The organism is Xenorhabdus bovienii (assembly GCF_024721015.1).
GTDB lineage: Bacteria > Pseudomonadota > Gammaproteobacteria > Enterobacterales > Enterobacteriaceae > Xenorhabdus > Xenorhabdus bovienii.
Genome location: NZ_JANAIF010000088.1, coordinates 1 through 12663 on the forward strand (window position 1 = coordinate 1; position 12663 = coordinate 12663).

Consider the following 12663-nt stretch of genomic DNA (forward strand, 5'->3'; position numbering starts at 1 on the left):
ACTGGCATTTACTCTCGTTTGGTTACCAATGTGGGCTGATTGATTTATGAACATAAAACATCAACAGTCCCTAGTAAAAAGAGAACTTGAAGATGTAATAACGGCAAAATTGCTGGCACAGGATATTCTGACCATTGCAAAATGCCGAAAAAATGGCGCATTCAGTTAATAAAAAACAGCCCAATCTGAATAACCACACTAAATTGGGATGAAAATACAGCAACCAACCGTTTTTCACGGTTTTTTTCGCAGAAAGTCATTGACGGATTTAGCTGAATGCGGTTTAATGCGCCCCGTTAGCCCGGATAGCTCAGTCGGTAGAGCAGGGGATTGAAAATCCCCGTGTCCTTGGTTCGATTCCGAGTCCGGGCACCACTTATTCATACACGGACGTCCATTGACGTCCGTTTTTCTTTTTAAAGTCAACAAACTATCTACTTTATCCCCCTCGCTGACGTTCACTAACATTCATCAACATCCACATTGCCTTGATGGTATATCTGTTGGTATTGTTAGTTCGATACGTTTTGTACCATCACAGGGAGGGGTAAACGATGGCTCTCACTGATGTCAAAGTAAGAAATGCCAAGCCCGCCGACACGCCTGTAAAGCTCACTGACGGCAACGGTATGCATCTTCTTATTCATCCTAATGGCTCCAAATACTGGCGTCTACAATACCGCTTTGCAGGAAAACAAAAGCTACTGGCTCTTGGAGTCTACCCTGCTGTCACTCTTGCTGATGCCCGTAACCGTAGAGATGATGCCAGAAGATTAATTGCTGCTGGTATTGACCCCTCCGAAAAGAAAAAATCAGAAAAGGTAGAGCAAAGCGGCGCTCTTGCTTTTGAGTCCGTTGCCAGAGACTGGCATGCAAGCAACATCAACTGGTCAGAAACTCACGCAGAGAGAGTGCTGAACAGCCTTACTAACCATGTGTTCCCTGTTATTGGTAAACGAAACATTACCGACCTCAAAACCCGTGACCTACTTCAACCAATTAAGGCGGCTGAAAAATCCGGGCATCTTGAGATTGCTGCTCGTCTCCAGCAACGTATCACCGCTATCATGCGATATGCTGTCCATAACAGTATTATCGATAGTAATCCTGCGCAGGACTTAGCAGGTGCCATTGCAACAGCAAAACGAGTCCATCGCCCGGCTCTACCATTTGAACGCATTACAGAGCTTCTCAGCCGTATTGAGAGCTACAGAGGAAGACTGCTAACCCGTCTGGCAGTTAAACTCACTTTACTGACTTTTGTTCGTTCAAGTGAGATGCGTTTTGCCCGTTGGTCTGAAATTGATTTCAAAAATGCGCTCTGGACCATTCCAGCCGAACGTAACGAGTTGCAAGGAGTAAAATACTCCAGCCGTGGCTCAAAGATGAAAACCCCTCACCACGTCCCACTAAGCAAGCAGGCTTTAGCCACTCTGAGAGAAATCCAGAAGTTCAGTGGCGATCAGGAAATCATCTTCATTGGTGATCATTATGCCTATAAGCCCATGAGTGAAAACACCATCAATAACGCGCTTCGTAAAATGGGCTATGACACCAAAACAGAAGTTTGTGGTCATGGTTTCCGCTCTATGGCCTGTAGTGCCTTGATTGAATCCGGCTTATGGTCAAAAGATGCAGTTGAACGTCAGATGAGCCATCAGGAGCGTAATAACGTTCGCGCTGCTTATATCCATCTTGCTGAACATCTCGATGAGCGGAGACTAATGCTTCAGTGGTGGGCTGACTATCTTGATGCCAATCGAGAAAGAGCGCTCAGGCCGTTTGAGTTTGCCCACAGGTGATCGTTTTGAGCTTGAAATTCAAGGCTAACAGCTTGATAACCCATCACATAGCAGCATGTAACCCTTTGTTTTGAATATATTTGAATAGCCATCATTGATTGATGGCAACTACACCATTCTATTATGATTTTTTAGCAATATTTGATATCGTAGCAGTATTAAATACCGAGGAATAACCATGATATCAGGTCTTAATGGTGGAAATTTTGTCCTTAGCTCGATGGCTAAGGAAAGAGTCAAATCAGGTCTACTTGATAGAGCAACAATAGAAGGCTCTAAAGGCGAGTATACCGTGATTTTTGATGGTTCAGAGTGGGAAGGTAAGCCATTAGTCTTAAGTAGCTCCAGACAGCCTTACGAAGCACGAGTCTTCAAAAGCATAGATGGTGCAGCTGCAGAACTACTACGCATAGGCTTAAGTGAAGCTTCAATCAAAAACACCACTAAATCGAACAATAAATAATCAGGTTTAAAATGGATATGCAAAAAGAAACGATTTTTTCAGAAGTTGAAACTGCTAACAGTAAGCAAATTGCTGTTTTAAAGGCTAACTTTCCGCAGTGTTTTGATAAAAACGGGGTTTTCATTCAAGAAAAGTTGCTTGAGATCGTCAAATCATCGGATGTTGAACTCTCTAAAGAGTCATACAGCTTAAACTGGCTGGGTAAGTCCTATGCCCGTCTGTTGGCTAACCTACCACCCAAAACCTTGTTGGCAGAAGATAAAAATCATAACCAACGTGTAGAGAACAAAAACAGTCAGAATCTGTTAATCAAAGGGGATAATCTCGAAGTATTAAAGCACATGGTTAATGCTTATTCTGAAAAGATTAAAATGATTTATATTGATCCACCATATAATACTGGTTCAGATGGATTTGTATATAATGATGAGCGTAATTTCACGGCAGAACAGCTTTCTGAATTGGCAGGGATCGATCTTGATGAGGCTACACGTATCCTCAATTTTACTGTCAAAGGTTCAAGTAGTCATAGTGCATGGCTGACATTCATTTACCCCCGTCTTTATATTGCTCGTGAACTTCTCCGCGAAGATGGCGTTATCTTTATTTCAATAGATGATAATGAAATCGCGCAATTAAAACTTTTATGTGATGAAATTTTCGGAGAAGAAAATTTTCTATCTCAAATAATAGTACAATCAAATAAGCGTGGCCAAACTTACAAGGAAATAGCTAAATGCCATGAGTATATTTTAGTTTACTATAAATCAAATAAATCAAATCTCGGAGAGTTAGAGAAAGTGGGCGGAAAGCTCCCATTTGAGGATTCTTATGGTGCATATGATCTTTGGGAACTTAGAAATCGCAATCCTAAATTTGGAAAACATAATCGACCGAATCTTTTCTATCCCATCTATGTCGATGAAAATCATATAAATGAAGAAGGTCTTTCAAAAATATCCTTAACTGAAACTCTAGAGTGTACAACTCCTGTATATCCAATGAATAGTGAAGGTGTGGAGAGCTGTTGGAGATGGGGCAAAGATAAACTCCAGAAAGAAGGTATTGAAAGTGAACCACAAACCGTTTGGGCAAAAAAGAAACGTGATGGCGGCTGGAACATTTATGAAAAATCAAGGAAAAGTACCACCAAGGCAAAATCAATTTGGTTTGATACTAAATTTATAAATGAACAAGGGACTATTGAATCAGGTAAGTTACAAATGAGTGGAGTTTTACAGTTCCCTAAACCATTAGAACTAATGAAGCAGTGTATAGTTTTAGGTACTGAAGAAGACGACATTATTCTTGATTTCTTTGCTGGTTCTGGCACGACAGCCCATGCAGTCATGGAACTTAATGCACAGGAAAATTCAGAAAGAAGTTTCATAACAGTTCAGATCCCAGAAAAATGCTCTAAAGATAGCATTGCATTTAAATCAGGTTTTGAAACGATTTTTGATATTACAAAAGAACGACTGAAAAGAGCTTGTGAAAAAATAGGCTTAGAGCATATTGATTACAAAGGAAATTTAGGATTCAAATCATTTGAAACAGTTGATGATTTTCGGGTGAAAGATGAATCTGAGCTAACGCTTTCTAACCATACATTTTTTGATGATGCAGTATTGACTCCTGAACAATATGACTCCTTACTGACTACATGGTGCCTGTATGATGGCAGTTTGTTGACAACACCTATTGAAGATGTTGATCTTAATGGTTATAAAGCGCACTTGTGCGATGGTCGTGTGTATCTGATTGCGCCTAATTTCACCAGTGAAGCACTGAAAGCTTTACTTCAAAAGCTGGATTCAGACAAAGACTTTGCCCCTAACAAAGTTGTATTTTATGGCAGCAACTTCGAAAGTGCGAAACAGATGGAACTCAATGAAGCACTAAAAAGTTATGCTAATAAAAAATCTATTGATTTAGATTTGGTGGTAAGGAACTAATCATGTCTAAAGGGTTCACATTCGAAAAGAATTTACCTCATCAAAAGGCTGGCGTTGATGCGGTGATGAATGTCTTTGTATCCGCCATACCTCATCAGACGGATCATGTTGCTATTCGCCTGTTAGCTAATCCAGAACTGAATCTATCTGAACAACAATACTACAACAACATAAAAAATGTTCAGGAGTTCAATGGTATTGAGCACTCAAAAGATAATTACGATGCTAAAAGCAACGTAATTGATGTTTCTATGGAGACAGGTACAGGTAAAACTTATACTTACACCAAAACAATTTTTGACCTGAACAAATCCTTTGGAATTAATAAATTCATTATTATTGTTCCTACTCTTTCAATCAAAGCAGGAACTGTAAATTTCTTAAAAAGTGATGCTTTAAAAGAACACTTTCGAGATGATTACGAGCGTGAACTAAAGACTTACGTTGTTGAAAGTCAGAAAAGTTCTGGTAAAAATACAAAATCATACATGCCTCAAGCTATCCATGATTTTGTTGAAGCAAGTAATTTCAATAAGAAATATATACACGTTCTTGTGATCAACTCAGGGATGATTAACTCTAAGTCTTTAATTGACACTTATGATGTTGGCTTGCTTGATAACCTGTTTGATACCCCATTTTCTGCACTTAGTGCGATAAAACCATTCATTATCATTGATGAGCCTCATAAATTTCCTACGGCTAAAAAGACATGGGAAAATATTGAAAAATTTAATGCACAATATATCATCCGCTATGGCGCAACCTTTAGTGAAGGCTATAAGAACTTAGTTTATCGTCTTACAGCCGTGGATGCATTCAATGAAGATCTTGTTAAAGGTATTGATGCTTACATTGAAGATATTGTTGGTGATGGTAGCGCTAATCTCAAGTTCGTCAAATCTGACGGCAAAGAAGCTACATTTGAACTGAATGAAAATGGCAATAGAAAAACGTTCAAGTTAGCCAAAGGTGAATCACTATCTAAGACGCATAGTGCGATCCATGATTTAACTCTTGATGCTTTAAACAAGAATACAGCAGTGTTGAGTAATGGTATTGAGCTAAAAATTGGTAGCTCGATAAACCCCTATTCTTACGATCAGACACTTGCTGATAACATGATGCGTAAAGCTGTCAAAGAACACTTTAAGTTAGAAAAAGAGTATCTGACACAAAGGCCACGCATAAAGCCCCTTACTCTTTTCTTCATTGATGACATTGAAGGCTATCGTGATGGTAATGATATTGCCGGAAGCCTGAAAACTAAGTTCGAAGAATACGTTTTGGCAGAAGCTAATGAACTGTTAAAAGCAGAGAAAGATGAGTTTTATAGAAACTACCTTGAAAAAACTGTTAAGGATATACCTTCTGTTCATGGTGGCTATTTTTCAAAAGATAACAGTGATAAAGATGATAAAATTGAGCAGGAAATCAACGAAATCCTTCATGACAAAGAGCTTTTATTGTCTTTAGAGAATCCTCGCCGTTTCATTTTCTCTAAATGGACGTTGCGTGAGGGGTGGGATAACCCAAATGTCTTTCAGATTTGTAAGCTCCGTTCGAGCGGTAGCACCACATCTAAACTTCAAGAGGTAGGGCGTGGTTTGCGTCTTCCCGTGAATGAATACATGTGCCGAGTGAAAGATCGCAATTTCACACTCAACTACTATGTTGATTTTACGGAAAAAGATTTTGTTGATTCTCTTGTAAAAGAGGTCAATGATAGTTCTTTCAAAGAAACTGTTCCAAGTAAGTTTACTCAAGAAATTAAGGATAAAATCTTATCTCAGTATCCTGAGCTTTCATCCAGAACACTCATGAATGAGATCTTTGATGCTGAAATCATTGATGATAATGAAAACTTCAAAGATTACGATGCCTATAGTCGCTTAAAAGCCAAATATCCTGCTGCATTCCCTACCGGGTTGAAACCAAGCAAAATCAAAAAAGCCACGGATGGAAAAAAACGTACTAAAATGCGTGTTGGCAAGTTCAGTGAACTGAAAGAGCTTTGGGATCTGATCAATCAAAAAGCAGTAATTGAGTATAAGATAAACAGCGAGAATGAATTCTTATCCATATTCAAGTCATTTATGCTCGAAGAATCAGATAGATTTACTAAATCAGGCGTTCATACTCGCATAGATAGGATTTACATCCATAATGATACGGCAATGTCGAAAAGCATTATCAGTGATGATGATAACTTTGCTAAACTAAACACAATGAGCTATCGGGAATTTCTTGATAACTTATCACAAACTATTTTTGCTAAACACAATACCTTACATAAGGTTTTTTGTGATATAAAAGACACTATCAATATCACTGACTACCTGAATATTCAGACAATCAGAAAGATTAAATCTGGGTTTAGTAAGTATCTTCTGAACAATTCATTTAACAAATTCAGTCTTGGATATAATGTTATTTCAGGTGCAATTCATCCTACGAAGTTCACTAATGAAGAAGGAAATCCTCTAAACGAGGTGTCGTCGAGTGATCTTGGGGTATTGCAGGATAATACAAAGCCACCATTGGATTCTTATCTTTTTGAAGAAGTCTTTTATGACTCAGAGCTTGAAAGACTCAACATAACAGATGGGGAGATCCACTCTGTAGCTGTTTTTACAAAGATACCGAAGAACTCCATTAAGATCCCAGTAGCAGGTGGATACACGTACTCCCCTGACTTTGCATATGTTGTCAAAACAACAAAAGGTGATTATTTAAACTTTATCATTGAAACAAAAAATGTAGATGGAAAGGATAGCTTACGACTTGAAGAAGATCGCAAGATAAAACACGCACAAGAGCTATTCAATCAAATAAGTAAATCTGTCAAAGTCGAGTTTAAAACACAGTTTTCTGCAGACAGAATAGTTGAACTGATTAAACAAGTTGGATGATGACATTTTATACATGGTAAAGGGCCTTACGGCCCTTTCGTTTTCCCTTAAAGGGAACTCTCCATTGGAGAGAATATATATCCCCATACTTGGGGCAACGCAATCAGCCCATTGGGCTGTAAACCACTCCCCATATATGGGGCAATCAGACACTTCATGAAGTGAATATTCTCAAGGAACTCTTATTAAATACGACATTAAATACTGATTGTCAAATATATTTAACTATTTTTAAAAAAATATTATCATAACAGCTAATTACGAAGGACTTTAATCCGCTATGAAAAGTCTGGAGTATTAAACCAAGTTCCTGACACCTTATCTATCTTATATCTCATGTTATATTTCTGAATATCAGGACAAAGTATATAACGACTTTTTATTATTATGATGAGTCACTAACTCATTTTAATCGCTACAACAAAAATTAATCTCACTTCGCTTTTATGAATATATCATCCCTGCCTACCCACCATATCCTCAAGAAATCTTTTCCCTCGTAATTTAATTCTTGCTTTAGCCTCCGCATTAATATTCGATGATTGTAATATCAGTCCAAATATTAACTCTTTATCCACCTCTTCTACTTTACAGCCAACAGCTTTAGCTACTTCAGCACCAAGAATGATCTTCAGGCGTGTCTCAGCACTCTTTGATAAAGATTTCTCTTTTGTCTTAAGGCGATTCAGTCGCATCTGCGCTGATGCTATTTTTTGCTTAATTGTTTTTTCTGTTCTTGGTTTTCTGCTGTTATCATCCATATAGTTCATCCTTAACTTAAGAAATATATATTATTATATCTACATCATTCATATTGAGAACATCACTGAACTGTAAAATGGACTCAGTTAATTTTCCAGCATCCTCTGGACCCAATTCACTAAAGAATCTCAACACCTCTTCTTCTTCATTGTTGCAGGTGCCCGCATCAACCTGCATTTGCCATACTCCAATTGCATGTAGTCCAGCTTCAAAGTAAAACTGGAATTGTTCCATATCGGAACCACAGTGTTCTATTACAGCTTCTTTATGTTTAGTCATAAATATATCAGTGATCTTTTCATGACTGTTCTGTAAAATGTAAGTATCAATATTTAAAACATAGTTCATTTGTTCACTCATAATTATCTCCTTAGTTTGATATATAAATAATGGAATATCACTAAAGAAGAATATCGTCAAATATTGTATTTTTAAAAAGCAAAGTTAGCAGCACTAAAGGATTGTCTAAAACAATCACCTGCTGAACAGGCTTGTCCTGTTAATTATGGGATTCATCCCTAAAAAATGGAGTTTTGGTTTTAAAAACGAGATAACAGCAAGATCAAAATAAAAATGTGCAACACATACGAGTGCAATCACTAACTTAAAATATCTAATGCTCATCGCGTTACTTATTTTATCAAATAAATGAAAGCAATTTCACCTGTTGTCTTTTGATTCTGATTTCAGCTCTTAACCTGTGAATTATGCAACACGTAAAAGTAATTTTTATTTTCGCTATTTTATCTTAATTCAGCTTTCCAGCCTTACGGCGGGAGGAAAATCACTCTTTTTGCCCTTACGGGCGCTATCTAAACACCAAAAACCAATATTATTATACTACTTCAGCCGTTCATCCGATTCTAGCCCCGTTAATTTCACAGACATATAAACTAGCGTTATTATTTAACTATAGAGAAACTTTTTACATTGCTTTATTTTTAGCTCCTTTAGGAGATATAAAAATAAAGCAATGCCCACCTATACACTCACTTCGTGAGCGTGTGGGGTCTACCGACGGTTGCCTGCCGCAGGCTAACACCGTTTCCTTCGGAAACAAGGTCAACGTCAACACCAGAGTTTTTCTTACGAAAAACTAAAACCAACATAGTCGCATTGGAGATTTATATTTTGGTTTGATATTTAAATTTATATTGAGGTTGTTTTTATTGTATGGCTATTTTTCATCTTGATTTTAAAATTGTGAAACGAAGTGAGGGCAGATCTTCCGTTGCGAAAGCTGCCTATCATGCCCGTACACGTATAACAGACGAAAGAACAGGTGATACGTATGATTATAGCCGCCGTACTGATTTATATGGACATTTCATATTAGCTCCTGTTAATGCTCCTCAATATATTGTAAAAGACTCCACATCATTGTGGAATGAAGTTGAAAGAGTTGAGCGCCAAAATAACGGTCAGACAGCCCGTTATTTCGATGTTGCTATTCCTGCCGAGTTAAACAATGACGACAAGAAAAAACTTGCCCTTGAGTATTGTCAGAAAAATTTCGTTGATAAAGGCATGATTGCCGATATCGCTTTCCACGATCTCGATAGCGAGAATCCTCATGCTCACGTTATGTTGACATTAAAAACCATAGGCCCTGAAGGTTTTGGTAAAAAAGAAAGAAGCTGGAACGACAGAAAAATGTCTATTTTTTGGCGTGAATCATGGGCATCTATGGCTAACAGCTACCTTGCTGCTGCTGGTTCATCAGAACGTATTGACCATCGTTCTCTCCAAACCCAGCATGAGGAAGCATTAGAGAAAGCAACAGTTGCTCTTGATAATGAAGAAAAAGCATTATGGCTTGCTAAAGCGGCTGAAACAAACCGCCCTGCAATGAAACGTACCCACAGTGCCAAATGGCGTAGTCAAGCAGCTCAGGAACAAAGAGCCGCAGAACAGGCAGTTCGTGACGCAGCGAAGCAGGAAGCGGTTGAAGTCTATAAGACCTTCAGCGAACTTGACCTTGAAATCGTCGTTGATGTCAGAAGCTTTACGATTACACATCTTGCTGAACCAGAAGAGATTGTATTACCTGAAACACGCTCCGGTTCTTCTGCCAATGAACCGCAAAGACCTGTGCTGGTAGCGCCAGCTTCTCATACTCGCATCAGGGGTGTTAAATCCTATCGTGATAAATCCAAAGTCAGTAAGGTTGTTGCTGGTAAGAAACCATCGGTCAGTATTTCTGATATTGAAACAAATACTAATTTGAAAACATCCATCTCTCAAAACCCAAACAAGGCATCCAGAAGCGCCCCTGAACGTGTTAAGAGGAAACAGGCTACTCCGCGTCAGGATAATATTTTTAAACGTTTCATTGCCCTTTTAGTCGATTTTATCAGGGATAATTTTATATGGGCTAAAACAGACAAAATTAAAGTTGATATTATCAGTGAGGAACATGATAAACGTATTGCTGATAACTACGTCTTTGATGAGGTATTAGGCTGTTATGTTTCACGTAATGAATATGAACAACGTGCATCATTCAATGATGAAAAACAACAACAAACTGAGACCTGCGCTTCTAAACCAGCTGCAAGTGAAATTAATCGTTTCCCAAGCCGTGTGAAAAAATCTGAACAACCCTATAACACACCGAAGTATATACCTACACTCTCATCTGGTAAGCGCAGCGAACCAAAATTAAGACCGCCGGGTTTCCCACCAAAATGAGATGATTTTTACCGCACTGACCTCGTTCATTGAACTTGAAAAACAGAGAACCCCAGACATAATTCTTGTCTTATATAAAATCAGAGGGTTTAAAAATGACAGACCGTTTCTTGATAACTCTACATAGTACAACATTTACTTACAGAATCGGGAAAGGAGAGGAAATTACTCAGGAAATATCCCTTTATACCGTATTTGATATTGTGTCTCAGGTAGTTGTTGGGGTTTATGGTTCTTTAGAATACGCTCGGCAAAAAAAGCCGAGCTAATACATATTGCACCACTTTTGACTAGCCCTTGCAGGACAAGAGATTAGGCTGTTCGCTCAGCCAAACGGCGCTGCATCTGATTTGTGATATGGTGCCCTTACGCAACCACTATATGTCAATAAATGGCAAGTATAGTGGCATAGTGCGCAACTATTTAGCTTCTGCTGACTACGTGGCATTCAATATGTTTGTCTATATTAATTATTCCCTTTATTTAAGGAATTTATTATTACATTCTCATTTTTTATCTTATCCATCATTTTTACTTTTCTTACCTCATTACTTTCTCTCTCGGGAAACATATGGATTTTATCTAACTCATGTGTACTATATGAATTTTTATTTTCTGAAATAATATTACGCCTTAGCTCATCAAATATGGAAGCGTCATATTGAGTAAAGTATTTATCAAAACTTAGAAATTCATGCAAGAACATGAAATCATTTAAAATAAAGTCTAGTTTATTTTCTTCCATATCATTGATGACACTAGGCTTTAAATAAAAATCATCAGGTGATGTTATAATTAAAGTTTCAATGAAATTTAATGTAGCCAATTTATCCTTAAACGCATCATCAATTAAGCTTATGATCCTATCATAATACTCATGAGGTAAATCCTTTTCGATTACCCCAATAATAATATTGGAATTTTCATATGGAATAACAATGTAAAGAAATAAAAATGTACGCCCGCAATAATTAAGATTATGCATGGTATTTATTGCAACTGGAATCTTAAAGTCTGTAATGTAATAAAAAATGACATAATCGAAATCATTGAATTTTATTGTTTGTAACTCTGTACCCTTTTCATTTAAGCTCCTATTATTATATTTACCCTCATCTAATTCATGAATATTGTTTAGGAAGTATCTTCTAATTCTGTCTATCTCATTTTTTGTTTTCTTTAACTCATCATTTTTTATATTATTAGTCTTATTTATTGTATCAATTATGATGCTCTTGAGTTTTTCTTGATCTATGTTCATTGTATCTTTAGTGCTTTGAGCATCTACGAAAGTCTTAAACGCTTCGTTAGCGTCAATATCTGGATATAATACCTCGCCAATTTTTTCGTAATAATAAAAACATGAAAGGGAACGATAAATTTGAAAATATAAGTCTCGGATATTATCTATCTCATTTTCATCTATATTGTTAAACAGACTATCATGATCGTGACAAAAACCATTGAAGGCAGATGCATCATTAATACCAAGATCTGAAAATCTTGGTATTTTATCATTTCCATATCGTATAGGGTTAAATATTTTCACATGCCCACCCTCAGCAATTTTATCTATGGAAATGGATTTTGATATGGCATGTGAATATATTGCCCTATTTTTGCAATTTGGGTATAAGCAAGTATGAGCTTTATTTCTTTTTGTAATATATAACATTTCCTTGTCATAGTTTTTTTTCTCAAACATCACTCCAATCCTTTTAGATTTACAGATAAGAACTTATCATAATGTATCAGAAAAAATCCTTATGTCACTATCTAGATATCTAACGCCATGATTTATTTTAATCCTAACATTTAATTAACCAGATTTAATTTTATGAAAAAATATTTTTGGTAAAGTGAATTAAAACCTGTGGAATAAATATAACCACACCATCATATCCATAGGTGTGGTCTATTAAACTTAGAATGTTCTACATTCTTCTCTTGAACACAAGATTATCAGAGAAAATTGCCTTACCTGCGACAAACCCAACAGCCGGTAGTGTATTCAATATAGAGATTATTGTTAAAATAGATAATGCTCACGCTCAATGAATGTACCCATGATCTTGTCA

At 37.0% G+C, this 12663-nt stretch carries 8 protein-coding genes, 1 tRNA gene and 1 pseudogene; 7 read left to right on the plus strand and 3 right to left on the minus strand.

What is annotated here, in order from left to right; genetic code table 11:
• Positions 1-70: 70 nt before the first annotated feature.
• From NXS07_RS16885 to NXS07_RS16910, 6 genes and pseudogenes are all read left to right on the plus strand, one after another.
• Positions 71-169, plus strand: a pseudogene (locus tag NXS07_RS16885) (transcriptional regulator); the annotation flags it as partial.
• A 130-nt stretch (positions 170-299) separates the two neighbouring features.
• Positions 300-375: transfer RNA gene (locus NXS07_RS16890), tRNA-Phe, on the plus strand.
• Positions 376-554: 179 nt separating this feature from the next.
• Positions 555-1802 carry a tyrosine-type recombinase/integrase gene (locus NXS07_RS16895; protein WP_258087190.1) on the plus strand — a complete coding sequence of 416 codons (1248 nt, stop codon included), beginning with the start codon at positions 555-557 and terminating at the stop codon, positions 1800-1802.
• 178 nt (positions 1803-1980) lie between these two features.
• Entirely contained in the window at positions 1981-2265 is a 285-nt protein-coding gene (locus tag NXS07_RS16900) for a hypothetical protein (protein ID WP_258087191.1), read from the plus strand.
• 11 nt (positions 2266-2276) lie between these two features.
• On the plus strand, positions 2277-4220 hold the full coding sequence (locus tag NXS07_RS16905) for a site-specific DNA-methyltransferase (RefSeq protein ID WP_258087192.1): 1944 nt from the start codon (positions 2277-2279) through the stop codon (positions 4218-4220).
• Between the two features lie 2 nt (positions 4221-4222).
• Positions 4223-7132, plus strand: coding sequence for a type III restriction-modification system endonuclease (locus tag NXS07_RS16910; RefSeq protein WP_258087193.1), 2910 nt, complete (start codon positions 4223-4225; stop codon positions 7130-7132).
• 455 nt (positions 7133-7587) lie between these two features.
• On the opposite strand, the gene NXS07_RS16915 is transcribed toward NXS07_RS16910, so the two are convergent.
• A complete protein-coding gene (locus NXS07_RS16915) occupies positions 7588-7893 on the minus strand; it encodes a conjugal transfer protein TraD (RefSeq protein WP_434461050.1) in 306 nt (101 codons plus the stop codon).
• A 16-nt stretch (positions 7894-7909) separates the two neighbouring features.
• The gene (locus NXS07_RS16920; RefSeq protein WP_258087195.1) at positions 7910-8254 is read right to left on the minus strand and encodes a hypothetical protein; all 345 of its coding nucleotides are present in this window, start codon (positions 8252-8254) and stop codon (positions 7910-7912) included.
• Between the two features lie 813 nt (positions 8255-9067).
• On the opposite strand from NXS07_RS16920, the gene mobQ reads away from it, so the two are divergent.
• Positions 9068-10585: a MobQ family relaxase gene (mobQ, locus tag NXS07_RS16925; RefSeq protein ID WP_258087196.1), complete on the plus strand. Its 1518-nt coding sequence runs from the start codon at positions 9068-9070 to the stop codon at positions 10583-10585.
• Positions 10586-11051: 466 nt separating this feature from the next.
• Here the strand turns inward: mobQ and NXS07_RS16930 are convergent, their stop codons facing one another.
• Entirely contained in the window at positions 11052-12290 is a 1239-nt protein-coding gene (locus NXS07_RS16930; protein WP_258087197.1) for a hypothetical protein, read from the minus strand.
• Positions 12291-12663: the final 373 nt, after the last annotated feature.